The following is a 22,261-nucleotide window of genomic DNA, read 5'->3' on the forward strand; positions in this document are numbered from 1 at the left end:
AGCACTGATACAGTCCGCCCCGGTACGGCCGCACCCCCGCCAGCCCCTTCGCCCGGACCTGCACGGATGCCCATCGGCAAGCTGCTGATCGCCAACCGCGGCGAAATCGCCCTCCGCATCCTGCGCAGCTGCCGGGAGCTCGGCATCGCCACGGTGGCCGTCTACAGCACCGTGGACAAGAACGCCCTGCACGTGCAGCTGGCCGATGAGGCCGTCTGCGTGGGCGAGGCCCCCAGCAGCCGCAGCTACCTCAACGTTCCCAACATCCTGGCGGCCGCCACCTCCCGCGGCGCCGACGCCATCCACCCCGGCTATGGCTTCCTGGCGGAGAACGCCGACTTCGCCGAGAAGTGCCTCGACCACGGCCTGATCTTCGTGGGCCCCTCACCGGCCTCGATCCTGGCCATGGGCGACAAGTCGACGGCCAAGATCACCATGCAGCGGGTGGGGGTCCCCACGATCCCCGGCAGCGAGGGGCTGCTGGAGGATCCCGCCGAAGCCGCCACCCTCGCCGCGGCCATGGGCTACCCGGTGATGATCAAGGCCACCGCCGGCGGCGGCGGCCGGGGCATGCGCCTGGTGCCGGAGGCCAGCCAGCTCGAGGGCCTGTTCCGGGCCGCCCAGGGGGAGGCGGAGGCCGCCTTCGGCAACCCGGGCCTCTACATGGAGAAATTCATCGACCGGCCCCGGCACGTGGAGGTGCAGGTGCTGGCCGACCGCCACGGCAACGTGGTGCACCTGGGAGAGCGCGACTGCTCGATCCAGCGCCGCCACCAGAAGCTGCTGGAGGAGGCCCCCAGCCCGGGGCTCGATCCCGACCTGCGCCGCCGCATGGGCGAGGCGGCGGTGGCGGCGGCCCGCAGCATCGGCTACGAGGGCGCCGGCACGGTCGAGTTCCTGGTGGACCGGAGCGGCGCCTTCTACTTCATGGAGATGAACACCCGCATCCAGGTGGAGCATCCCGTCACCGAGATGGTGACGGGCATCGACCTGATCGCCGAGCAGCTGCGCATCGCCGGCGGCGAGCCGATCTCCGTCCGCCAGGACCAGATCCACATCACCGGCCACGCCATCGAGTGCCGCATCAACGCCGAGGATCCGCGCCACAACTTCCGGCCGGCCCCGGGCAAGATCACCGGCTGGCTGCCCCCCGGCGGGCCGGGGGTGCGCATCGACAGCCACGTCTATACGGGCTACGAGATCCCCCCCTTCTACGACTCCCTGATCGGCAAGCTGATCGTCTGGGGGACCGACCGGGACCATGCGATCCGACGCATGCGCCGGGCCCTGTCGGAATGTGCCGTGACGGGGATTCCCACCACCATCGAGTTCCACCTCGCCCTGCTGGATCGCAAGGAGTTCCAGCGCGGTGAGGTCTGGACCAAGTTCGTCGAAGAGGAGATGCTGAACCGCTGAACCGGCGCCCGTTCAGCCTCCGGACACCAGCTCAGCCCACGGCCTGGCTGCGCAGCAAAGCCAGGGTGACCAGCCCCTGCTGACCCACCAGCAGCTCCCGCAGCAGGCTGATCAGCCCCACCCAGACCACCGGGGTCACGTCGACGCCGCCGATGGGCTGGATCAGGCGGCGGGTGAGGGCCAGAACGGGCTCGGTGGGCGCACCCACGATCCGCATCACCCCCTTGGTGAGGTCGATGCCGGGGTACCAGGTGAGGACGATGCGGAACAGGAACAGCAGGGTCCAGCCCGCCAGGAGCAGCCCCAGGGCCAGGTGCAGCAGGGGCAGCAGGGCCGGTGCGGAAAGGGCCGGGGCCGTCACAAAGCTCTAAGCGTCGGAACCCGGATCGTAGGAAGCCGCCGTCACTGCCTAGGATCCGCCGAGCTGTCCGGCGCGAACCACTGCCATGACCCCTTCCCTCGCCAACTTCCTCAGCAGCCTCGGTTGGGGCGCGGTCATCGTGGTGATCCCCATCTCCATCGCCCTGGTGCTGATCAGCCAGAACGACCAGCTCGACCGGCGCCTCTGATCCGACCGGCCCCCTGCGCCTGCCGATGACACGGTGGGCGCGGTCCTTAGAGTGGGGCCCGTCGCCCGGGTGAACCGCCGTGGTCAACGCCAGCCTCAACTGGGCCAGCATCGTCGGCATCGTCCTGGCGGTCGGTGGAGCCTTCCTCTACTTCATGAGGAGCTTCAAGCCGGCCCTGGCCCGGGACTACGACGTGTTCTTCGCCGCCATCGGCCTGCTCTGCGGCGGCATCCTCTTCTTCCAGGGCTGGCGCCTGGATCCGATCCTGCAGTTCGGCCAGTTCCTGCTGGCCGGCACCACGGTCTTCTTCGCCTACGAAAGCGTCCGGCTGCGGGGGGTGACCACCGAGCAGGCCCGCCGCTCCTCCTACTTCGACGACGAGGAGCCCGCCGCCCCCTTCCGGCCCCGTGGTGGCCTCGGCGGTGGCCGCAGCTGGGACGACGAGCCCGACCGGTTCGATGAACCCGAACCCCTGCGGCGTCGCATCCCCTCCCGCGAGGAACCCGAAGACGACTTCTACCGGCCGCGCCGGCCCAGCCGGGCCGCCATCCCCGAGCGGGCCGCCAGCCGTCGCGACGAGCCGGACGCCTGGGACAACCCCAGGGGCGAGCGCCCCTCGGGCCGCCCCGAACGTCCCCCCCTCGACGACCGCCCGGACCGCACCGCCGGCCGCTACAGCCCAGCTGGCCAGGGCCGTTCCGCCACCAGTGATTTCGGCGCCCGTCGCCGTGACCGTGACAGCGCCCCGGAACCCCGCCGCGGCTCCCGCCCGGTGGCCTCGGCCGATTCGGTGCCCCGCTCCACCCGCCGGGGCACCGCCCCGACGGGCCGTGAGCCCGGCCCCGCGGCCGCCGGTCCGCCGGGAACCCCGATGGGTACCCCGATCCGCCCCAGCTCCCGCGGCGGCGCCGCCGATGACGTCAGTGATGCCGACTTCTCGCCGATGGCCAGCGGCCGGCCCCGGCCCCCGGCCCCTGAGACCCGACCGCCGGCGACAGAGCCGCCCGCTCGCCCCTCCACCGCCAGGGACAACAGCTCCCGTTTCGACGACTGAACTATCTCCCTGCCGGCTGGGGCGCCCCGCTGGCACCCGCCTGCCCCTGCTGGCCGTGGCGCTCCTGGCCCTGCTGCTCTCCGGCTGCGGCAGCTGGAGCTGGGGCCGCCGCAGCGCCGGTCCGGTGGGCTGGGGCAGTGCTGACCGCCAGGATCCTTCCCTGAGCGGCAACGGCCGCGTCCTGGCCAGCGTGGTGCGCCGGGACGGCCGCGACACGGTGCTGCTGCAGGAGCAGCCCTCCGGCACGGTGCTGCCCCTGCGCCACCTGCAGCGTTTGCAGCCGCACCGCTCCCCGTCCCTGAGCTGGAACGGCCGCTATCTGGCCCTGCTGGTGCAGGAGGGCCCCCAGCGGCGGGTGGTCATCGAGGATCGGGCCACCGGACGGCTGCACCGCCTGCCCCTGCCGGGCAGCCTGGCGCCCGACAGCCTCAGCCTGGCCGCCGACGGCCGCCGCATCGCCATCGCCACCGAGGGGGATGGCCGCTCCCGGGTGCAGCTGTACGACCTCACCGCCCTGCTGGAGCCGGACCTGCCCGCCGGTCTGCCCGTGCGGGGCGCGCCGGGTGAGGCCCCATGACAGCCGGGGCCGGCCGGCGGATGGGGACGGCAGCGGTGGCGGTGATGGTGGCCTTGCCGGCTGTGCTGGCAGGCTGTCTGGGCCCCCTCCCTCAGCCCCTGGTGGGGCTGAACCAGCGCCTCGAGGCCGCCGGCCCCGCCCGGGCCCCCTCCCTTTCCGGCGACTGGCTGGCCCTGATCGTCAGCAGGGGCGGCCGCGACCGGGTGGAGCTGGTGGACCTGCAGCGCCAGCAGCCGGTGCCCCTGCCGGGGCTGGAGCGCCCCGACGCCCAGCCCCTGAGCGTGGCGGTGGATGGTCGCGGCGAGCGGCTGGCCCTGGTGCGCCAGCTGGAAGGGCGCACCGAGCTGGTGCTCTACCGGCGCAACCTGATGGCCCTGCAGCCGGTGCCGCTCCAGCCCCCCGGCGTGCCCCGGCGGGTGTCCCTGCGGGCCGATGGCAGGGAGCTGGCGGTGGAGGTGAGTCGCCAGGGCCAGTGGCAGGTGGACCTGATCGCGGTGCCCTGATCAGGGCACCAGGCCCGCCCAGTGCAGGAAGGTGTCGTGGCTGAGGGCCTCGACCAGCAGCACGGCGACGAAGCCGAGCATGGCGAAACGGCCGTTGACCCGCTCGGCGTAGCCGCTCCAGCCGAAGGCGGGCACCTCGGAGGTGGTGGCGCTGTGGGCGGGCGGGACTGCGGTGTCCTGGGGCCCGTCGGCGGACGGGGTGGCGGAAGGGTCGCTCATCGGATCAGTCCTCGCGGCCAAAGGTATAGCCGGCCGCCGGAAGCAGGCGCCAGCCGGCGTTGCCATCCAGCTCGAGCACCGTGTCGTGGTAGGCGGTGAGGGTGGGCCTGTGGCCCACGCTCACAAAGGCCATCTCCCGCTCCACCAGCAGTTCGTACAGCGCCTTCTCCGTGGCCACGTCGAGGGCGCTGGTGGCCTCATCGAGCACCACGAACCGGGGCGAGTTGAGCAGCAGGCGGGCGAAGGCCAGGCGCTGCTGCTCGCCGAGGGAGAGCAGCCGCGGCCAGTCCTGCTTGATGTCGAGGTCGGGATAGCGGTGCACCATCTCGGGCAGGCGCACCTCCTCAAGCACATGGCGCAGCTGCTCGTCGCTGAAGCGGTCGGTGGGCTGGGGATAGCAGAGCTGCTCCCGCAGGCTGCCCAGCAGCATGTAGGGCTTCTGGGGGATGAACATCAGCTCCCCCACCGGCGGCCGCTGCACGTTGCCGGCGGCAGGCGGCCAGAGGCCGCTCACCAGCCGCAGGAAGGAGGTCTTGCCGCAGCCCGACGGGCCCACCACCAGCAGTCGCTGGTTGGCGGTCACCTCCAGGTTGAGGTCCTGCACCAGGAGGCGGTTGGTGCGGGGCGGCACCAGATCCACATGGCTCACCAGGATCGATTCGGGGCGCACCGCGCCGGCACCCGCCCCCATGGCGCCACCGGCGGAGGCCTGCTCGGCGGCCACGAACTCGGCCATTTCGGCGCTGATCGACTCCACCTTGCCCTGGAAGCCCTCGAGACGGCTGATGGAGGCGGAGAAGGCGGCCAGCCGGTCGATGTTGTTGACGATGTAGCTGACGGAGAACAGCACCTGGGAGAAGGCGATGCTGGCCTGCCCGAAGACGCCGAAATCAACCTCCTTGGCGAAATAGATCGGGGCGATCACCAGCCAGGGGAGGAAGCGGGAGAAGTAGTCGTAGGAGCGCTGGATGACACTGATCAGCGCCTCCCAGATGATCAGACGGTTGTAGTTGACGATCACCCCGTCCAGCCGCCGTTCCCCCTCCTTCTGCTCCTGCCGTTCACCCCGGTAGAAGGCAATCGATTCGGCGTTGTCACGGATGTGGACCAGGCCATAGCGGAAATCGGCCTCCAGCTTCAGCTGCTGGTAGTTGAGGTTCACCAGCTTGCGGCTGGCGAACACGATCAGGGCCGTACCGCCCACCGAATAGGCCAGCAGCCACAGGGCCAGGGTCTGGTTGATGCTCCAGAGAACGATGATGAAGCTGAAGAACGTCAGCAGGGCGGAGATGATCTCCACCGTCACGCTCAGGCTGGTGGCGGTGAAGCTGGCCGCGTCCTGGGAGATCCGCTGGTCAGGGTTGTCGATCTCCTCAACGCTTTCATCGTTGGGATTGAGAACGTAGTAGGCCCGGTTGGTGAGGTAGCGGCCCAGCATGCGGCCGCTGAGCCACTCGCGCCACAGCAGCCCCAGCTTGGGAATCAGGTAGCTCTGGATGGCGCGGATCGGCAGCGCCAGCACCAGGCAGAAGGCGTAGATCGCGACAATCTTCCAGAACTCCTCCGCCTTGTACGCCACCAGGGCGTTCTCGATGTTCCGGGCGATGAAACTGATGCCGACGTTGATGCCGTTGATCACCAGGATCAGCAGGGCGATGATGCCCAGCAGCAGCCAGGGCAGCCAGCGCCCCTGGCGCAGCTTGGCCCGCAGGCTGATGAAGGCGCCCAGGCCGGCGGCGAACAGCACCATGATCACGATGCCGATCGGCCCTTTCCACACCGCCGCCACCTGCTCGGGCACCCCGGGCAGGAAGCGGTTGCGCAGCTCGGGGATCCAGGCCCCGGCCGCCGCCACCACGCCGGTGAGCAGCAGCAGGGTGAAGCCCACCACCACCGCCAGCAGGGCCACCACCAGCAGCAGAAACTGGCCGCTGCCGCCGCCGCCTTCATCGAGGGGCAGGAAGTAGGGCTGGGCCAGGCGCTGCAGCTTGCCCAGCTGCTCGCGAAGGGCCTTCAGGGGGGTCATGGGCGTGGGCGGATCGCGCCATTCTCACCGCCGGCCCGACCCGGCCGGGGCCGCGGTGTGCAGCCGGTGATCAGCCCGGCGGCCAGGCCAGCGGGCGGCCGCCGATCACGTGCAGGTGCAGGTGGAACACGGTCTGGCCGGCCTCGGCGCCGCTGTTGATCACCGTGCGCCAGCTCTCGAGTCCCTCCAGCCGGGCCACCTTGGCCGCCACCAGCAGCAGGTGGCCCAGCAGGGCCTGGTGCGCGTCCGTGGCCTCCCCCAGCTGGGGGATCGGCTCGCGGGGGATCACCAGCACGTGCACCGGCGCCTGGGGATTGACATCCCGGAAGGCGAGGCAGAGGTCGTCGGCATAGACCTCCTGGCAGGGAATCTCGCCGCGCAGGATGCGGCCGAAGATGGTGTCGCTGCTGGCCATGGGACGCCGCGGAGTGGTCGGGAGGTGGCACTGGACGGGCAGTGGGCTCCGAAGGGATGTTGGCACGGTGCAGCAGCGGGGCCCTGCGGGGCGTGGAGGCCCTGCCGGTGACGGTGGAGGTGGACATCGCCCCGGGGCTGCCCGGGCTGCGGGTGGTCGGCCTGGCGGATGCGGCGGCCCAGGAGTCCCGGGAGCGGGTGCGGGGGGCGCTGCGCAATGGCGGCCTGCGGGTGCCCCTCACCCGGGTGGTGGTGAACCTGGCCCCCGCCGACCTGCCCAAGGCGGGCCCAGGCTTCGATCTGCCCATCGCCCTGGGGCTGCTGGTGGCCAGCCAGCAGCTGGCGGCCGCCCAGGTGGAGGGGATCTGGAGCGCCGGGGAGCTGGGCCTCGACGGACGGCTGCGGCCGATCCGAGGGGTGCTGGCCCTGGCCCTGGCGGCCCGCCGGCACGGGGCCCGGGCCCTGGTGGTGCCGGCGGCCAATGCCACCGAGGCCGCCCTGGTGGAGGGGCTGCCCGTCTGGGCGGCCGACCATCTGGGGGAGGTGGTGGCCCTGCTGCGGGATCCGGAGCGCGCGGCGGCACCCGCGGCGGCGGTTCCGCCGGAGCCGCCGCTGGCCGCTCCCGATCTGGCCGAGGTGCGGGGCCAGGCCCATGGCCGGCGGGCCCTGGAGATCGCCGCGGCGGGTGGCCACCACCTGCTGCTGGTGGGGGCGCCCGGCAGCGGCAAGACGATGCTGGCCCGGCGGCTGCCGACGCTGCTGCCCCCCCTGGCGCACCACGAGGCCCTGGAGGTCACCCAGCTCCACTCCCTGGCCGGGCTGCTGGGGGAAGGGGCCGGCCTGCGGCGCCAGCGCCCCTTCCGCAGCCCCCACCACGGCTGCTCCGCCGCCGCCCTGATCGGCGGCGGCGCCCTGCCCCGGCCGGGGGAGCTGAGCCTGGCCCACCACGGGGTCCTGTTCCTCGACGAGCTGGCGGAGTTCCGCCGGGAGGTGCTCGACCAGCTGCGCCAGCCCCTGGAGGAGGGGGAGCTGTGGATCAGCCGCGCCCGGCAGCGCTGCCGCTTCCCCAGCCGGGTCCTGTTGGTGGCGGCCACCAACCCCTGCCCCTGTGGCTGGTACGGCGACCCCAGCCAGAGCTGCCGCTGCGGTGAGGCCCAGCGACGCCGACACTGGGGGCGCCTCTCCGGGCCCCTGCTCGACCGGATCGACCTGCAGGTGGTGATGCGCCGCCCGGAGGCCCGGGAGCTGGGCGGGGCCTACCGCGGGGCGTCGGATGGGCCGCGCTCTGCCGCAGAGTCGAGTGCGGTGGTGGCGCAACGGGTGGCGGCGGCGCGCCGGCGGATGGGCGAGCGCAACCCCCAGGGGGCCGCCAACGGCCAGCTGGATGGCCCCTCCCTGGCCGCCGTGGTGGATCCGGCGCCGGAGGCCCTGGCGCTGTGGGAGCGCGCCATCAGCCAGCGGCGCCTTTCCGCCAGGGGGGCGGAGCGGGTGCTGCGGGTGGCGCGCACCATCGCCGATTTGGCCGGCGAGGAGCGGGTGGCCAGCGGCGCCATCGCCGAGGCCCTCAGCTACCGCTCCTTCGACCGGATCGACTGAGTGCGTGGCTCGACCGAGCCAGGGCTGACGTCAGGGAAGGATGCCCTCAGCGGCGCCGGCGCCGCGGCGGGCTGTCGCTGTAGGGCTGCACGCCGATCAGGGGCGGCCGGTGCTGGGCTTCCTCACCCGGATTCCCCCAGGCGTGGTTGATCGTCTCCGACAACCAGTGGCCGAAACGCTCAAGCGCTGAACCAGACCGCGCGTGGCCTGCGGTGGAAGCGACCGGATGGCCCATGGACCCTGCTGCGATGGCCCCTCCAGCCTGGAGCCGGGCGGAGGTCAGGGCAACAGGTAGAAGCACCTGAAACGGTGCCCCCCAAGGCCAGGCTCAGCGGCGACGGCGGCGCTGCTGGGCCTTGCGCTTGTACTTCTCGGTGGGGGTTTCGTGGTGGCGCAGCCGCTTCAGATCGGCAAAGATGCCCGCCTTGGACACCTGGCGCTTGAAGCGGCGCAGGGCCGATTCGATGCCTTCGTTTTCGCCGACGGTGACCTGGGTCATGAAGTACTGCTGAGACGTTCGCAGCGTTGCACCCTAGCAAGCGGGGCTTCGGGGCCCCGCCTCAGAGCTTGGTGGCGGGGATGGCCGGCGGAGCCACGGGCTGCTGGGCGGCGGCCGGAGCCGACTCCGTCGCGGGGGGGACGGCCGTGGGGCGGGTCGTCGACGGAAGCACCCGGCGCCCGGCTGCGGCGGGCCTGCTGCTGGGGACTGATGCAGCAGGCCGGGTGGTCGGGGCGGCGGCGGCAGGTACCGGCGTGCCCGTAGCGGCGGCGGGCTGGGCCGGCAGGGCGGGAGTGCTCGTGGCGGGCTGGGCGGCGGTGGCCGCCGTTCCCGGCCAGCTGTCGGCATAGACGTACAGGTGGCCGAGGTTGCGGCCGCCGAACTGGCGCCGCATCAGTCGCCAGCCCGGCTCCAGGTGGAGCTTGAGGAAGCCGGGGGCACTGCCCTGGGTGCGGGCCACCACCATCTCAGGGCCGGCCCCGGCCTTGGTGGGGAAGGCCAGCAGCAGCATGTCGCCACCGCTGCGGGTGACCATCAGCCGGTAGGAGGTGGCCAGGTCCTGGCCGCCCACCCGCACCGAGTAGCCGTTGGCGTCGATGTAGCGGTTGCAGATGCCGGTGAAGTCGAAGGTGGCCAGCAGGGGGTTCACGGGAGACGGCAGGCCCGCGCCCACCTCGAAGCAGGGGCGCACCGGCTTGAGCTGCTCGTAGATGTTGAGCTGGGCCTTCTCGCCCCGGGTGCCGATGGGGGCCGCCACCATCAGGAAGTTCTGCTGGTCCACCTCGGCGGCGGCGAACAGGGCGGAAGCGCGGACGGGAGCGGGGCCCGCGGTGGCCAGGGTTGTCGCCAGCACCGTCAGGGCCGCCAGGCCTGCGCGGGGAAGCACGGGGAGGGTCACGGCGTTCATCGAAGCGGCCTGAATCGTATGAACGGCAACCACCGGAAACCAGCCCATGTGTCCCAATCGGCCGGCCGGTTGTCGGGCCGGCCGGGGGGTCGCAGCGGGGGCGCAGCCGGACCGCAGACGGACCGCAGCGTGCTCAGGCGGGCTTGTTGATCCGGATTGCCACCAGCAGGGCCAGCACCGTGCCCGGCAGGCTGCCGGCCAGGATCCAGCGGGTGGCCTGGACGCCCAGATCAGGGTCGCCGTAGGAGAGCTCGAAGATCGAGCCGGTGGCGGCGATGCCCAGCAGGCAGGCCAGGCCCAGGAAGAGGCCGGCCAGGGGTTTCATCGGCATGGGATCAGCGGATCGACTGGACGTCGGAGCGGCGGAAGCCCTGCTGCTGCAGGCCCTCGTTGAGGCTGAGCTCGTCGGTGACCCGATCGACGAACAGCACGCCATTGAGATGGTCCATCTCGTGCTGGATACAGCGGGCCAGCAGGCCGTCGGCCTTGAGGCGGCGGGGGCGGCCCGTCTCATCGCGGTAGCTGACCTCCACCACCGACGGACGCACCACGTCGAGGTAAACCCCGGGGATGCTGAGACAGCCCTCCTCGTAGGTGTTGAAGGAGGCCCCGGCGGCGGTGATCTCCGGATTGATCAGCACCAGCGGCGGAGTGGCAGCCTCCTCCAGGTCCAGATCGATCACCAGCAGCTGACGATGCACGCCCACCTGCGGCGCCGCCAGGCCGATCCCCTTGGCGGTGTACATGCTGCGCAGCATGTCGCGGGCCAGATCCCGGATCGAGGCATCCACCTTGCTGATCCGCCGGGCCGGGGCCCGCAGCTCCTTCGAGCCCAGCTTGTGGATCTCCAGGGGTGGCCGCTCCACCGGCACCTTCGGCACCAGCACGGAGTTGCCGCCCTGTTCGGCCGACCGTGCCATCTGGGCGAAGCTGCGGGCCAAGTCGTCACCTGAAACGATGGGCGGATTCTAGAAGCAGCCTGCGGAGGACTCGGTGGGGGCGCAGCCATGGCGGGACACGGGGCCTTTGCCCGCCGAGCTGGCGGTCGGCCGGACAGCCGGCGTGGCCGAACCGCGGCTGGAGGGGGGGCGCCTGTTCTGGCTGGAGCAGCGACCCGACGAGCGGGGCCGCACCACCCTGATGGGGCGGGGCGGGGCCGGCGACGCGGCCGTGGATCTGACCCCGGGGGCCTGGAACCTGCGCACCCGGGTGCATGAATACGGCGGGGGCGCCTATGCGGTGGCGGGCGATCAGGTCGTGTTCGTCGACGACGGCGACCGCTGCCTCTGGCGGCTCGACCTGGCCGGCCCCCAATCAACGACGGCCGCAGGCGATCCCCGGCGGCTCACCGCCCCCCCCGACCCGGAGCGGCCGCGGGCCTTCGCCGATGGCCTGATCGACCGGCGGCACGATCGCTGGATCGGGGTGATGGAGCAGGACGGCCTCGACCGGCTGGTGGGCGTGCCCCTGGCGGGGGGTGAGCCGGAGCTGCTGCACCAGCCGGCCGACTTCTGCGGCTACGCCGTGCTGGCGCCGGACGGCGGCCACCTGGCCTGGGTGAGCTGGGAGCAGCCGTTCATGCCCTGGGAGCGCAGCCAGCTCTGGCTCGCGGCCATCGATGCGGCCGGGCAGCTGGGCCAGGCACGGCCCATCGCCGGCTCGGCGGCCGGGGATCCCCAGGGGCTCTCGGTGTTCCAGCCCCTCTGGCTCGACGACGGCTCCCTGGTGGTGGCCAACGACCGCAGCGGCTGGTGGAACCTGGAACGGCTGGCGGACGTGGCCGCCCTGGGGCCGGACACCCCGCCCCGCTGGCAGCCGCTGTGTCCCATGGAGGCCGAGTTCGGCACGCCGCAGTGGGTCTATGGCCTGCGCACCACGGCCTGGGACGGCACGGGGCTGCTGACGGCGGTCTGCCGCCAGGGGCGCTGGGAACTGGGCCGGCTGGGCCTCGACGGCGGCCCCTGGGAGCCGATCCCCCTGCCCTTCAGTGACCTGGCGGCCCTGGGCGCCGAAGCGGGCCGGCTGGTGGCGGTGGCCGCCGCCCCCACCATCGGCCAGGGGCTGCTGGAGCTGGACACGGCCAGCGGCACCTGGGAGCACACGCCGGCCGCCCCGGCGCCGCTGGTGGCCGAGGCGATCAGCCTCCCCGAACCCCTCTGGTTCGATGGCCATGGCGGGGCGCCCACCCAGGCCTGGTACTACCCGCCCCGGGGCGGCAGCCGCGGCGATGCCCCCCTGCTGGTGAAGGGCCACAGCGGCCCCACCGCCATGGCCGGCACGGGGCTGAATCTGACCATCCAGTTCTGGACCAGCCGCGGCTGGGGGGTGGTGGATGTGAACTACGGCGGCTCCACCGGCTTCGGGCGGGGCTACCGCGAGCGGCTCAACGGCCAGTGGGGCGTGGTGGACGTGGCCGACTGCGCCGCCGCCGCCCGGGCCGTGGTGGCGGCGGGCCGGGCCGACCCGGCCCGGGTGGCGTTCGAGGGCGGCAGTGCCGGGGGCTTCACGGTGCTGGCGGCCCTGTGCTTCACCGACGTGTTCACGGCCGGCGCCGTCCGCTACCCGGTGACCGATCCGCAGGCCCTGCTGGCCGTGGAGCATCGCTTCGAAGCCCGCTACACCGAGACCCTGATCGGCCCCTGGCCCGGGGCCCGGGCCCTCTACGAGGAGCGCTCACCGCTGGGGCATGCGGAGCGGATCACGGCGCCGGTGGTGTTCTTCCATGGCCAGGACGACCGGGTGGTGCCGGCGAGTCAGAGTGAGCGGATGGTGGATGCCCTGCAACGACGCGGACTGAAGACGGAGCTGCACCTGATTCCCGGGGAGGGCCACGGCTTCCGTGAGCGCGGTGTGCGCACCGCGGTGCTCGAGGCCACCGAAGCCTTCTTCCGCCGCCAGTTCCACCTGTGATCGCATCGCTGGTACCGGGGGTGGTGGATCGGGTGGAGTGGCTGGCGCTGGCCCTGGCCGCCCTCACCGTGCTGCTGCTGATCGGCGCGGGCATCGGCGGCCTGCTGGGCATGAAGCGCTGGGGACTGCCGGAGGCCCTGCTGGCGGGCGGCCTGGGGCTGGTGGTGGCCCCGGCCGGGCTGCTGCCCCTGCTGCCCCAGCGGGTGATCGACCTCTGGGACCAGCTGCCCCTGCCCCTGCTGACCCTGGTGTTCGCCACCCTGCTGCTGGGCAAGCCGCTGCCGAAGCTGGGGGGCCTGTGGCGTCCGCTCTCGGCCCAGGTGCTGCTGGCCCTGACCCTGGCCTTCGGCCAGTTCCTGGTGGGGGGGCTGGCGGTGCTGCTGGTGCTGCAGCCCTGGCTGGGGGTGAGCCCGGTGATGGCCTGCCTGATCGAGGTGGCCTACGAGGGTGGCCACGGCTCGGCCGCCGCCATGGGGCCCACCTATGAGCGACTGGGGCTGGAGGGGGCCCAGGCCCTGGGGCTGGCCATGGCCACCGTCGGGCTGCTGGTGTCCACGGTGGTGGGCGGTCTGCTGGTGGTGCTGGGTCGGGCCCGGGGCTGGCTGAAGTTCCCCGACGCGCTGCCGATCGAGGAAGCGATGGCGATCGTCGAAGGGGAGACACCGCCCCTGCAGGAGGTGTCGGTGGATCTGCCCATGGAGGAGGGCACCGTCGAGGTGCCGGCGCTGTGGCGGCAGCTCGCCGACTGGGCCGTGAACCTGGGCCTGGCGGGGGTGGCGGTGCTGTTCGGCTGCGGGGCCCTGGCGGCCCTGCGGGTCGTCGCCGACGCCAGCGGCGGGGTCTTCGCCCTGGTGATCGATGCCCTGCCCGTGTTCCCCCTGGCCCTGGTGGGCTCCCTGCTGGTGCGCCTGATCCTGGAGAAGAGCGGCCAGACCCAGTGGGTCTCCACAGCCATCCAGGGGCGGACCGGCACCCTTTCGGCCGATCTGCTGATCACCGCCGCCACCGCCTGCCTGGACCTGAGCCTGCTGGCCCACGACTGGATTCCCCTGACGGTGCTGGCGGTGGTGGGCCTGCTCTGGAACCTGGGGGTGATCCTGCTGCTGGCGCCGCGGATCCTGCCGCCCGACTGGTTCGAGCGGGCGATCATCGAATTCGGCCAGGCCACCGGGGTGGCCGCCAGTGGCCTGCTGCTGCTGCGCATGGCCGACCCGGGCGACCGCAGTCAGGCGGTGACGGCCTTTTCGATCAAGCAGCTGCTGCTCCAGCCCCTGCTGGCCGGGGGTGTGATCACCGTGGTGGCCCCGCTGGTGGTGGACGGCTGGGGCCTGCCGGCCTGGACCGGCCTCTGCCTGGGCCTGGTGGTGCTCTGGAGCGGTCTGGGCCTCTGGCTGGCGGCGCGCGCCCGGGCCGCCGCTTAGCGGGCCGTCGCGCCGTTAGGCGCGCTTAGCGGACCGTCGCGCCGGGAGGCGCGCCTAGCGGACCGTCGCGCCGGGAGGCGCGCCTAGCGGACCGTCGCGCCGATAGGCGCGCTCACCTCACCGTCGCGCCGGGAGGCGCGCCTAGCGGACCATGGCCGCCACATTGCCGCCATCGACGGTGAGCACGGCGCCGGTGGTGCGCGGCATCAGGGCCAGGGCCACGAAGGCGTCGGCCACGTCGCTGGCGCGCACCTCGGCCCCCAGCAGGTTGCCGGCCATGTAGAGCTCCTCGCTGAGGCCGCGGGCCGCGGAGCGCTCCTTGATCATGGTGTCGTCGAGCAGGCCGGAGCGGATGCGGTCGGCATTGATGGCGTTCACCCGCACGGCGGCCTCGCCTTCCTCGAGGGCGTACTGGCGCACCAGGGCCAGCAGGGCCGCCTTGCTGATGCCGTAGGCGCCGAAGTTGGGGCCCGGATTGAGGGCCTGCTTGCTGACGTTGAACAGCAGCTGGCCCCCCAGCACCGGGCGGCCGCCGCCCTCGGGGCGGTCCTGGGCGCGGAACACCGCCAGGGCCGCCTGGGCCACGCTCTGGTGGGCGAAGAAGTTGAGCTCGAAGCTGGCCCGCAGGTCGGCGTCGGCCAGGGTGGCCATCGGGCCGGTCCAGGCGGCCCCGGCATTGCTCACGACGATGTCGAGCCCGCCGAAGTGGGCCGCCACCGCCGCGACGGCGGCCCGCACCGCCGCCGGGTCGGTGACGTCACAGGCCGCGGCGAGGGCCCGCTTGCCGCAGGTGGCCGCCACCGCTTCGGCCGCCTCCCGGTCGAGATCGAGCACGGCCACCTCGGCGCCGGCGGCGGCGAAGGCGCGGGCTGTGGCGGCACCGATGGCGCCGGCGCCGCCGGTCACCAGCACCACCTGGCGGGCCAGGGGCTTCTCGGCCGCCTTGCCGAGCTTGGCCTGCTCCAGGCTCCAGTACTCCATGGCGAAGGTGTCGGCCTCGTTGACGGGCGCGAAGCGGCCGATGGCTTCCGCCGCCAGCAGGGTCTGGGCCCAGGCCTCGGCGATGTCGGCCACGGTGGCCGCCTCGGCGGCCGACTTGCCGATGCCCACCAGCCCCAGGCCAGGGATCGCCGCCACCCGCGGCAGGGGATCGAGCGCCTTTTTGACGCCCCCGGCGGCGGCGTTCTGGCGCTGGAAGTAGGCGCGGTACTCGGCCGCGTAGGCCTCCAGGGCCTGCTCCAGGGCCTTGCCCCAGGCGGCCAGGGCCGGGCCGTCGCCGCCGGACGGCAGCGGCGGCAGCACCAGGGGCCGGGCCTTGGTGCGGATGACGTGGTCGGGGGTGGCGACGCCCCGGCCGGACCAATCCGGCAGCCGGGCGTCGTCGCTGATGGCGCGGGCCAGGGGGGTGTCGCGCAGCGCCAGGATCCAGTGGGGACGGACGCCGGCGGCGACGGCGGCCCGGCCCAGGGCGCCCCGCAGCACCGGCAGCACCGCCGCCGCAGGGGCCGGGCGCTCCGGCACGGCCACGGCATGGAGCGAGCGCTCGCCCCGGGCCAGGCGCTCCTCGGCCCGCCGCACCAGGTCGATCATCCGGTCGTAGCTCTGCTCGGCCGTCGCCCCGAAGGAGAACAGGCCGTGCTGCAGCAGCACCATGCCCTCCGGTTCGCTGCCGCCGGCCGCCGCGGCCTCCCAGGCCAGGGCTGCCGCCTTGGCCAGGGCGAAACCGGGCATCACGTAGGGCACCAGGGCCACCCGATCGCCGTAGACCTCCCGGCACACCTCGGACGCATCGGGCTGGTCGGCCAGGGCCAGCAGGGCGATCGAGTGGGTGTGGTCGACGAAGGTGTGGGGCAGGAAGGCGTGCAGCAGCGCCTCCACCGAGGGGTTGGGGGCGGCCGGATCGATCAGGTTCTGGCGCTGGGCCGCCACCATCGCCTCATCGCTGAGGGCATCGAGGGCCCGCAGGGCCTGCAGGGGCTCCAGGCGCACCGCCGGATGGCCCGGCGGCTCGATCGTGCCCAGGTCCCAGCCCGATCCCTTGACGCACAGCACCCGGATCGGCTCGCCCAGCAGCCCGTGCACGGTGGTCTTCACCGAGGTGTTGCCGCCGCCGTGCAGCACCAGCTCGGGGTCGGCCCCCAGCAGCCGGGCGGAGTAGGTGCGCAGGGCCAGGTCTTCGCCCACGCCCTGGTCGCCGTAGCGGGCGATCGCCTCGCGGGCGGCGGCATCCGACCAGCGATGTTGCACGGCCATGGGGCGAAACGGGGACTCTGGGGGGAGACTACGGGGAGCGATCCTCCAGGGGCTGCCCGTGTCCATCCGCCGCCGCCGCCGCTGCCGCCGCGAGGTCCTGAAGCCGTGGGCCGGCGGGGCCTTGCTGCCCCTGCTGCTGGTGGTGGGTGTGGCGGTGGGGGTCGGGGTGGCGGCCCCCGCCCTGGCCGAGCAGCCGGTGCCCCCCCAGATCCCCCGCGACGGCTGGAAGGATTGCGAATACAACGACAAGCCCCTGGCCTGCGTGGATGAGCAGCTCCCCGGCGGCCTGAAGATCCGCTGGAAGGACGGCCAGTCGATGACCTACCGGGCGGTGTCCGCCAAGGGCAAGGACGCCAGCGGCAGCGACCTGCTGCGCGATCGGCTGGGGGGCCTCTGGCGCAGGGAGCTCTTCGTCCAGGGCAATATCACCCTCACCAACGAGGCCAACGGCAACCGGATCTTCGTGCCGCTGCGCTTCCCCTGCAAACCGCCCCTGAAGGGGGAGGTGGGCTACTGCCGCTACTGACCCCGCCCGCCATGAGAGCGATTCTCGCCACCCCGTCCCTGGTGGACACGGCGTTGCCGGAGCCCGTCCCCGGCCCCCACGACCTGCTGGTGCGGATCGAGGCGGTGGCGGTGAACCCGATCGACACCAAGCTGCGGGCCGCCGTGCGCGAAGGGGATCCACCCCGGCAGCTGGGCTGGGACGGCGCCGGGGTGGTGGCGGCGACCGGGGAGCGGGTGAGCCGCTTCCGGGTGGGGGATGGGGTGATGTTCGCCGGCGACGCGGGACGGGCCGGCTGCAATGCCGAGGCCGTGCTGGTGGACGGGCGGCTGGTGGGCCACAGGCCGGCGCGGCTCTCCTGGGCCGAGGCGGCCAGCGTCCCGCTGACGGGGCTGACGGCCTGGGAGTCCCTGTTCGAGCGGCTCGACCTTGATCCAGCCGGTGGCACTGGGCGGGGCCGCAGTCTGATGATCCTCGGCGGCGCCGGCGGGGTGGGCTCGATCGCCATCCAGCTGGCCCGCCGGGCCGGGGCGGTGGTGATCGCCAGCGCCTCGCGGCCGGAGAGTGCCGCCTGGGTGAGGGAGCTGGGGGCCGACCACGTCGTCGACCACCACCGACCCCTGGCCCCCCAGCTGGCCGCCCTGGGCTTCGCGGCGGTGGACCGGATCGCCAACTTCAGCGACACCGACGCCTACTGGGAGGTGATGGCCGAGCTGATCGCCCCGCTGGGGTCGATCGTGGCGATCGTGGGCAACCGCCGCCCCCTCGACCTCAACCTGCTCAAGGCCAAGAGCGTGACCTTCGCCTGGGAGTTCATGTTCAGCCGCTCCCAGTTCCAGACCGCCGACATGGGGGAGCAGGGGCGGATCCTGGATCACCTCGCCGCGCTCTTCGAGGCCGGCGAGCTGCGCCCCACCCTGGGCCGCACCCTCAGCCCCATCAACGCCGCCAACCTGGAGATCGCCCACGACCAGCTCGCCTCCGGCCGCACGATCGGCAAGATCGCCCTGGTGGGCTGGGACTAGGCCAGTCGCGCCACCAGCACCCGGTGACGGGGGTCGCAGGCCTCCCGGCGCACGTCGCGGAAGCCGGCCTGCTCCAGGGTCCTGGGCAGATCGAGGCTGAAGTAGTCGGCCAGGTAGGGCTCGGTGCTCTTGAGCAGGGTGGCGATCGGGGCCGGCAGGCGGCGGATCACGGCCGAATCCGGGTCCTGGTCCACCAGGGCCACCACCCCGCCGGGCCGCAGCAGGCGGGCCGCCTCCCGCAGCACCGCCTGGGTGGCGCCTGCGGGCAGCTCGTGGCAGACGAACTGGAGGGTGATCAGGTCGACGCTGGCCGCGGGCAGGCCGGTGGCCTCGGCGGCGGCGTGGTGCCAGCGGCGGATCCGCCCCCCGGGGTCGCGGACCCTGGCCACCGCCAGCATCTGGGGGGAGAGGTCGAGGCCGTCGACGGCGACGCCTGTGCCCTCACGCCGCTCCAGCCAGTCCTTGAGGGCCAGGGTGCCGACGCCCACCGAGCAGCCGATGTCGAGGGCACTGCCCACCGGGCCGGTGAGGCTGGGCTCGATCGCGGCGAAGATCGCGTCCCTCAGCCGCCGCTGGGCGTCCTGGGGCTCCAGGGTTTCCCCCGGCCACACCCGCAGGGCCATGGCATCGGTGGCCTGCTCCGCCTCACCGGCCGCCTGCCAGCAGAGGTTGCCCTCCTGGTAGGCGTGGAAGCGGGCCCGGTAGTAGGCCGGCGTGGCGGTGGCCCTATCCGTGCTGCTGGCCAGCAGCGGCTCGGCCTGCCGCACCAGCTCCTCGCGACGGGCCCGCCAGGCGATGCCGCGGCGCTCGGCGGTGCGGATGATCAGCTGGCGGGCCTGCAGGAACAGCAGCCGCCGCAGGGGCTCGACCGCCAGCAGCCGGTCGATCAGCCAGCCGAGGGGATGGCGCGAGGCCACCCAGTTGGGGGGCGGGGCGGCGGCGGTCAGGGCCGGAGCGGCAGGCTGGGCCTGGGCCATGGACGGCGAAGGGGCGGCGACTCAGTCTGACGGCGTTGCGGCCCCCGGCGCCGGGCGCAACCGCAGCGAGGCGGCGAAGCCCGCCAGGGCCACCGCCAGCCAGATCCAGCCGTGCAGGCTGAAGCTCATCACCCCGCCCAGGAAGGCATTGACGTTGCACCCCGAGGCGAGCACCCCGCCGTAGCCCATCAGCAGGCCGCCGAAGCCACGCCGGGCCAGGTCCGGCAGGGGCTCGGACCGCTCACCGCGCCAGCGGAAACGTCCCTCGGCCAGGGCGGTGGCGACGGCGCCATAGAGCAGGCCCAGATCCACGAGCACGGCCTCGTTGAACAGCCAGGCCTCCGGCCCCGCCAGCAGGGCCTGGCCCCGGGGACTTGACCAGAACAGGCTGCTGCCTGGATCCCAGCCCAGGGCCTGGGCGGCGTGGGCGCCACTGAGGGCCAGGCCCCAGAGCACCTTCCAGGGCTCGGCCGTCACCAGCAGCAGGCCCGTGGCCAGCAGGGCGACGGCGATGGCGCCGCCGTAGAGCCGGCGGCTGGGGGAGCGCCAGGGGGCATGGCCGCTCCAGCGCATCAGCAGCACGGCGATCAGGGCGATGAAGGCGAGCTGCAGGGTCAGGGCTCCCAGAAGGCCGAAGAGCTCCAGGCCGACCGGGGACGGCAGGCGCGGCAGGGGCAGGGCCGCCAGCTGCGGGGCGTGCAGGGTGCCGAGGAAGGCGCCGACGATCAGGCCGATCAGGGCGGCCAGCACGCCGCCGCCGCCGCGGGAGGTGGCCGCCAGGGTGCCGCAGCCGCAGGCCCGGGCCCGCTCCATGCCGATGCCGAACAGGAAGGCCCCGGCCAGGAAGGGCAGGGAGAGGGGGGTGGCCAGCAGCTTCGGCTGCAGGCCGGTGAGGGGCTCGGCGGTGAGCACCAGGGCCATGGCGATCACCAGCAGCGCCGCCAGCAGCAGCTGGGCGAAGACCGGGTGGGGATCCCGCCGCACGATCAGCCGGCGATAGCCGGAGGCGAAACCGAAGCCGGAGCGGACCAGGGCGTGGCCGAGGCCGCAGCCCAGCCCCCAGACGAGGGCCGAAGTGGGTTGCCGAACCGCCAGGGCCGCGGCCACCGCCACGGCGGGGGCCACGGTGATTGCGGCAGACGGGAAACGCCTCAACGCTTCTTCGCTTTGGTTTGGGATGGGGACTCGCTGCCGGTGTCACAGGCGAGGGCTGCGGCCGGTGGGAGCAGCAGCACCAGCAGCACGCCGGCCAGGGAGAAGAGCCGGGTGGCCTGGCGAAGGAGGGGCATGGCCATGGAGAAACGGGGTGGAGCTGGAGGTGGGATCAGCGGCTGCTCACCAGGGCCGGACTGCCTTCCGGCCCAACGGCGATCGGCAAATTGGAGGCACTGTATTCGGTCCAGGAGCCTTCATAGATCCGCACGTTGGGGTACTTGAGGACGTGCCTGAGGGTGAGGAACTGCAGGCTGGCCTCACGGCCGGTGCTGCAGGAAATGATGATCTCCTTGTCGGGGGTGATGCCGCGGCTGACGAGCAGGGCCCGGAGCTCTTCGGCGGACTTCAGCTTGTGGGCGTTCTTCTTCGTTTCATCGGCGTTGTTCGCTTCAGTGAACGCCTGCCAGGGGATGTTCCTGGCCCCGGGGATGTGGCCGTTGCGGATGAAGGTCTGGTCGGTGCCCTCGAACTGGGCCTTGGGACGGGGGTCGATGATCACCACGTTGCTGCGGCCGATCAGGGGCTGCAGCTCCTTGAGGGTGATGGCCAGTCCCTTGACCGTGGTGGGCCGGAAGCTGCCGACCTGGAAGGTGGGGAACGCCTTGGTGGTGCTCTGGCCGGCCGCCTTGTAGCCGCTGAGGCCCCCATCGACGATCGCGACCTGACGCACGCCGCTCTTCTCGAGGATGTAGGAGACGAGGGCGGTGCCGAGCACGTCGTTGCCGTCGGAATAGACGAGCACCGAATCCCGGTTGGAGATGCCCGCCTCGCTCAGGAGGCTGGCGAGCTTGGTGGGACCCCAGATCTGGAACGGCAGGCGGCCGTTGGGGCCACGGAAGGCCTGCTCGGAGAGGTGGACGGCGCCGGGCACGTGGCCACCGATGTAGGAGAGCGGAGGCACCGGGCGAACATCCAGGACCTTCCAGCGGCCCGAGCGGGCGGCGTCGGCCGCCTGCTCGGGGGAGAACACCTGGAAGTTCGTGCCCCCCGCGGCCAGGGTGGTGACAGCGGCGCTGGCCTGGGCGGGAGCGGCGGCCTGGGCCTGGGTGGCGGGGGAGCTGCCGAAGCCCAGTGTGGTGGCGGTGGTGATGGCGGCGGCGGCACCGAGCGCGGCGGACACCAGCAGACGCCTGGAGTGGCGGAGCCTGGAGTGGCGGGCCCTGGAAAACGTCATTGAACACAAAGGTGATCGATGAACCGATCTTAGAAGAACGGTGGGCGCCTCTGGTTGTGGGCGTAGCAACAGTGGGGCGCTCCTGGTGTTCCGGGCTACCTTTTCTTCCATCCCGCGACCGAACCATGCCCTGGCGTCCCCGCCTGCTGGCCCTCTCCACCTCGCTGCTGGTGGGAGCCGGCGCCCTGGTCGGCGGGGCCGCCCTGGCCACCCCGGCCGGATCGCTGCTCAAGGGCCTGGCGCTGCCGCTGCCCAAGCCGGCGGCCAGCCTGTTCGCCGCCAACGCCATCGGCCAGACCAGCCTCAACACCCAGCTGCCCGGCAAGCCGGACGAGCTGCTCGCCAAGGTGAAGGCGTCCCTGGCCAAGCAGGGCTACAGCGAGCGCAAGATCAACACGGTGGTGGGCCCGTGGGGCTTCAACCTGGTGCTCGATCCCCCGGCGGGCACCAAGGTGGACGGCACCGCCGACGGCAAGGCCGCCGCCCTGGTGCTGCAGGCCACCGCCATCGGCCCCAACCAGCTCAACCTCAACGTCCGCTTCGAAGGGCTCTGAGGGGTCACGGACCCGGGTCACCCCACGGACAGCACCCCGGCCCCCAGCTGGTGGGCCCGCCACTGGAAGTGGCTGGTGCCGGCCGGTTGCCTCACGGGCCTGGCCGGTGTTGCCGGCTTCATCGCCCTGATCGTCAGCCTCGTGTTCGGGCTTCTCAAGTCCACCACGCCCTATAAGGAGGCCCTGGCCAAGGCCCAGCGGGATCCGGTGGTGATCGGCCTGCTGGGCGCACCGATCCAGGGGGGCTTCCTCGTCTCCGGCAATGTCAGCCTCTCCGGTGGCACGGGGGAAGCCCAGCTGGCCATTCCCCTGCAGGGGCCCAGGGGCGGTGGCACCCTCTACGTGGAAGCCCGCCAGAAAGCCGGCACCTGGACCTACTCCACCCTGACGGTCCGGCCGGATGGGCCCGGCGAACCCATCAGCCTGCTGCGCCCTTCGCTCTGAAGC

General features: G+C 72.8%; 25 protein-coding genes. 12 read left to right on the plus strand and 13 right to left on the minus strand.

What is annotated here, in order from left to right; translation table 11 throughout:
- Positions 1-66: 66 nt before the first annotated feature.
- Entirely contained in the window at positions 67-1,416 is a 1,350-nt protein-coding gene (gene accC / locus KUG38_RS12720; protein ID WP_216922261.1) for an acetyl-CoA carboxylase biotin carboxylase subunit, read from the plus strand.
- A gap of 31 nt (positions 1,417-1,447) precedes the next feature.
- On the opposite strand, the gene KUG38_RS12725 is transcribed toward accC, so the two are convergent.
- Positions 1,448-1,777: a YggT family protein gene (locus KUG38_RS12725; RefSeq protein WP_216922262.1), complete on the minus strand. Its 330-nt coding sequence runs from the start codon at positions 1,775-1,777 to the stop codon at positions 1,448-1,450.
- 85 nt (positions 1,778-1,862) lie between these two features.
- Between KUG38_RS12725 and psbX the strand changes: the two genes are divergently transcribed.
- The 4 genes from psbX (at position 1,863) to KUG38_RS12745 (ending at position 4,119) form a co-directional block, all read left to right on the plus strand.
- Positions 1,863-1,985 (plus strand): photosystem II reaction center X protein, encoded by a 123-nt coding sequence (gene psbX / locus KUG38_RS12730; RefSeq protein ID WP_094586637.1) that lies wholly within the window; start codon positions 1,863-1,865, stop codon positions 1,983-1,985.
- 79 nt (positions 1,986-2,064) lie between these two features.
- Positions 2,065-3,039, plus strand: a complete 975-nt coding sequence (locus tag KUG38_RS12735) for a Ycf66 family protein (RefSeq protein ID WP_216922263.1) — start codon at positions 2,065-2,067, stop codon at positions 3,037-3,039.
- Between the two features lie 55 nt (positions 3,040-3,094).
- Positions 3,095-3,616, plus strand: a complete 522-nt coding sequence (locus tag KUG38_RS12740; protein WP_216922264.1) for a TolB family protein — start codon at positions 3,095-3,097, stop codon at positions 3,614-3,616.
- On the plus strand, positions 3,613-4,119 hold the full coding sequence (locus tag KUG38_RS12745; protein WP_216922265.1) for a TolB-like translocation protein: 507 nt from the start codon (positions 3,613-3,615) through the stop codon (positions 4,117-4,119). Before KUG38_RS12740 ends, KUG38_RS12745 begins: the two co-directional genes overlap by 4 nt.
- Here KUG38_RS12745 and KUG38_RS12750 read toward each other — a convergent pair whose 3' ends face one another.
- From KUG38_RS12750 to KUG38_RS12760, 3 genes are all read right to left on the minus strand, one after another.
- Positions 4,120-4,338, minus strand: coding sequence for a CAB/ELIP/HLIP family chlorophyll-binding protein (locus tag KUG38_RS12750; protein ID WP_216922266.1), 219 nt, complete (start codon positions 4,336-4,338; stop codon positions 4,120-4,122).
- Positions 4,339-4,342: 4 nt separating this feature from the next.
- A complete protein-coding gene (locus tag KUG38_RS12755; protein WP_216922268.1) occupies positions 4,343-6,364 on the minus strand; it encodes an ABC transporter ATP-binding protein/permease in 2,022 nt (673 codons plus the stop codon).
- Positions 6,365-6,434: 70 nt separating this feature from the next.
- The gene (locus KUG38_RS12760; RefSeq protein WP_216922270.1) at positions 6,435-6,779 is read right to left on the minus strand and encodes a histidine triad nucleotide-binding protein; all 345 of its coding nucleotides are present in this window, start codon (positions 6,777-6,779) and stop codon (positions 6,435-6,437) included.
- A gap of 56 nt (positions 6,780-6,835) precedes the next feature.
- Here KUG38_RS12760 and KUG38_RS12765 point away from each other — a divergent pair, with 56 nt between their 5' ends.
- Positions 6,836-8,374, plus strand: coding sequence for a YifB family Mg chelatase-like AAA ATPase (locus KUG38_RS12765; protein WP_216922272.1), 1,539 nt, complete (start codon positions 6,836-6,838; stop codon positions 8,372-8,374).
- A 328-nt stretch (positions 8,375-8,702) separates the two neighbouring features.
- Here KUG38_RS12765 and rpsU read toward each other — a convergent pair whose 3' ends face one another.
- The 4 genes from rpsU to def all read right to left on the minus strand — a co-directional run bounded on the left by rpsU (position 8,703) and on the right by def (position 10,721).
- Positions 8,703-8,873 carry a 30S ribosomal protein S21 gene (gene rpsU, locus KUG38_RS12770; protein ID WP_006172073.1) on the minus strand — a complete coding sequence of 57 codons (171 nt, stop codon included), beginning with the start codon at positions 8,871-8,873 and terminating at the stop codon, positions 8,703-8,705.
- A 61-nt stretch (positions 8,874-8,934) separates the two neighbouring features.
- On the minus strand, positions 8,935-9,780 hold the full coding sequence (locus KUG38_RS12775; protein WP_502988702.1) for a DUF3747 domain-containing protein: 846 nt from the start codon (positions 9,778-9,780) through the stop codon (positions 8,935-8,937).
- 133 nt (positions 9,781-9,913) lie between these two features.
- Positions 9,914-10,111 (minus strand): hypothetical protein, encoded by a 198-nt coding sequence (locus KUG38_RS12780; protein ID WP_015109112.1) that lies wholly within the window; start codon positions 10,109-10,111, stop codon positions 9,914-9,916.
- 4 nt (positions 10,112-10,115) lie between these two features.
- Positions 10,116-10,721, minus strand: coding sequence for a peptide deformylase (gene def / locus KUG38_RS12785; RefSeq protein ID WP_216922274.1), 606 nt, complete (start codon positions 10,719-10,721; stop codon positions 10,116-10,118).
- Positions 10,722-10,806: 85 nt separating this feature from the next.
- On the opposite strand from def, the gene KUG38_RS12790 reads away from it, so the two are divergent.
- Together KUG38_RS12790 and KUG38_RS12795 are read left to right on the plus strand one after the other, a co-directional pair.
- Positions 10,807-12,690 carry a S9 family peptidase gene (locus KUG38_RS12790; protein ID WP_216922276.1) on the plus strand — a complete coding sequence of 628 codons (1,884 nt, stop codon included), beginning with the start codon at positions 10,807-10,809 and terminating at the stop codon, positions 12,688-12,690.
- Positions 12,687-14,111 (plus strand): sodium/glutamate symporter, encoded by a 1,425-nt coding sequence (locus KUG38_RS12795; protein ID WP_216922278.1) that lies wholly within the window; start codon positions 12,687-12,689, stop codon positions 14,109-14,111. The genes KUG38_RS12790 and KUG38_RS12795 overlap by 4 nt, the downstream gene beginning before the upstream one ends.
- 141 nt (positions 14,112-14,252) lie before the next feature.
- Here KUG38_RS12795 and KUG38_RS12800 read toward each other — a convergent pair whose 3' ends face one another.
- On the minus strand, positions 14,253-16,364 hold the full coding sequence (locus tag KUG38_RS12800) for a bifunctional aldolase/short-chain dehydrogenase (protein ID WP_216922280.1): 2,112 nt from the start codon (positions 16,362-16,364) through the stop codon (positions 14,253-14,255).
- A gap of 58 nt (positions 16,365-16,422) precedes the next feature.
- Here KUG38_RS12800 and KUG38_RS12805 point away from each other — a divergent pair, with 58 nt between their 5' ends.
- Together KUG38_RS12805 and KUG38_RS12810 are read left to right on the plus strand one after the other, a co-directional pair.
- The gene (locus KUG38_RS12805; RefSeq protein ID WP_353617809.1) at positions 16,423-16,890 is read left to right on the plus strand and encodes a hypothetical protein; all 468 of its coding nucleotides are present in this window, start codon (positions 16,423-16,425) and stop codon (positions 16,888-16,890) included.
- Positions 16,891-16,901: 11 nt separating this feature from the next.
- Positions 16,902-17,894, plus strand: coding sequence for a zinc-binding alcohol dehydrogenase family protein (locus KUG38_RS12810; RefSeq protein WP_216922282.1), 993 nt, complete (start codon positions 16,902-16,904; stop codon positions 17,892-17,894).
- Here the strand turns inward: KUG38_RS12810 and KUG38_RS12815 are convergent.
- Genes KUG38_RS12815 through KUG38_RS12830 form a run of 4 tightly spaced genes read right to left on the minus strand, consistent with a single transcriptional unit; the run spans position 17,891 to position 21,206 of the window.
- Positions 17,891-18,871: a class I SAM-dependent methyltransferase gene (locus tag KUG38_RS12815; RefSeq protein WP_216922284.1), complete on the minus strand. Its 981-nt coding sequence runs from the start codon at positions 18,869-18,871 to the stop codon at positions 17,891-17,893. The two genes, KUG38_RS12810 and KUG38_RS12815, sit on opposite strands and share 4 nt — an antisense overlap.
- A gap of 21 nt (positions 18,872-18,892) precedes the next feature.
- A complete protein-coding gene (locus tag KUG38_RS12820; protein WP_216922286.1) occupies positions 18,893-19,996 on the minus strand; it encodes a YeeE/YedE thiosulfate transporter family protein in 1,104 nt (367 codons plus the stop codon).
- 26 nt (positions 19,997-20,022) lie between these two features.
- Positions 20,023-20,166, minus strand: a complete 144-nt coding sequence (locus KUG38_RS12825; protein ID WP_216922288.1) for a hypothetical protein — start codon at positions 20,164-20,166, stop codon at positions 20,023-20,025.
- A 29-nt stretch (positions 20,167-20,195) separates the two neighbouring features.
- On the minus strand, positions 20,196-21,206 hold the full coding sequence (locus tag KUG38_RS12830; protein WP_353617811.1) for a sulfurtransferase: 1,011 nt from the start codon (positions 21,204-21,206) through the stop codon (positions 20,196-20,198).
- Between the two features lie 179 nt (positions 21,207-21,385).
- Between KUG38_RS12830 and KUG38_RS12835 the strand changes: the two genes are divergently transcribed.
- Both KUG38_RS12835 and KUG38_RS12840 read left to right on the plus strand, forming a co-directional pair.
- Positions 21,386-21,814: a hypothetical protein gene (locus tag KUG38_RS12835; protein ID WP_094586776.1), complete on the plus strand. Its 429-nt coding sequence runs from the start codon at positions 21,386-21,388 to the stop codon at positions 21,812-21,814.
- Between the two features lie 75 nt (positions 21,815-21,889).
- On the plus strand, positions 21,890-22,258 hold the full coding sequence (locus tag KUG38_RS12840; protein ID WP_216922292.1) for a cytochrome c oxidase assembly factor Coa1 family protein: 369 nt from the start codon (positions 21,890-21,892) through the stop codon (positions 22,256-22,258).
- Positions 22,259-22,261: the final 3 nt, after the last annotated feature.

The sequence above is a fragment of the Synechococcus sp. CCAP 1479/9 genome (assembly GCF_019038535.1).
Taxonomy (GTDB): domain Bacteria; phylum Cyanobacteriota; class Cyanobacteriia; order PCC-6307; family Cyanobiaceae; genus Cyanobium.

Bases quoted from the DNA above. Each gene is read 5' to 3' on its own strand.
- KUG38_RS12755 (WP_216922268.1), bottom strand. From the start codon at position 6,364: ATGACCCCCCTGAAGGCCCTTCGCGAGCAGCTGGGCAAGCTGCAGCGC.
- KUG38_RS12750 (WP_216922266.1), bottom strand. From the start codon at position 4,338: ATGAGCGACCCTTCCGCCACCCCGTCCGCCGACGGGCCCCAGGACACC.
- psbX (WP_094586637.1), top strand. From the start codon at position 1,863: ATGACCCCTTCCCTCGCCAACTTCCTCAGCAGCCTCGGTTGGGGCGCG.
- KUG38_RS12760 (WP_216922270.1), bottom strand. From the start codon at position 6,779: ATGGCCAGCAGCGACACCATCTTCGGCCGCATCCTGCGCGGCGAGATT.
- KUG38_RS12810 (WP_216922282.1), top strand. From the start codon at position 16,902: ATGAGAGCGATTCTCGCCACCCCGTCCCTGGTGGACACGGCGTTGCCG.
- rpsU (WP_006172073.1), bottom strand. From the start codon at position 8,873: ATGACCCAGGTCACCGTCGGCGAAAACGAAGGCATCGAATCGGCCCTG.
- KUG38_RS12835 (WP_094586776.1), top strand. From the start codon at position 21,386: ATGCCCTGGCGTCCCCGCCTGCTGGCCCTCTCCACCTCGCTGCTGGTG.
- KUG38_RS12780 (WP_015109112.1), bottom strand. From the start codon at position 10,111: ATGCCGATGAAACCCCTGGCCGGCCTCTTCCTGGGCCTGGCCTGCCTG.
- KUG38_RS12825 (WP_216922288.1), bottom strand. From the start codon at position 20,166: ATGGCCATGCCCCTCCTTCGCCAGGCCACCCGGCTCTTCTCCCTGGCC.
- KUG38_RS12745 (WP_216922265.1), top strand. From the start codon at position 3,613: ATGACAGCCGGGGCCGGCCGGCGGATGGGGACGGCAGCGGTGGCGGTG.
- KUG38_RS12800 (WP_216922280.1), bottom strand. From the start codon at position 16,364: ATGGCCGTGCAACATCGCTGGTCGGATGCCGCCGCCCGCGAGGCGATC.
- KUG38_RS12765 (WP_216922272.1), top strand. From the start codon at position 6,836: ATGTTGGCACGGTGCAGCAGCGGGGCCCTGCGGGGCGTGGAGGCCCTG.
- KUG38_RS12775 (WP_502988702.1), bottom strand. From the start codon at position 9,780: ATGAACGCCGTGACCCTCCCCGTGCTTCCCCGCGCAGGCCTGGCGGCC.
- accC (WP_216922261.1), top strand. From the start codon at position 67: ATGCCCATCGGCAAGCTGCTGATCGCCAACCGCGGCGAAATCGCCCTC.
- KUG38_RS12815 (WP_216922284.1), bottom strand. From the start codon at position 18,871: ATGGCCCAGGCCCAGCCTGCCGCTCCGGCCCTGACCGCCGCCGCCCCG.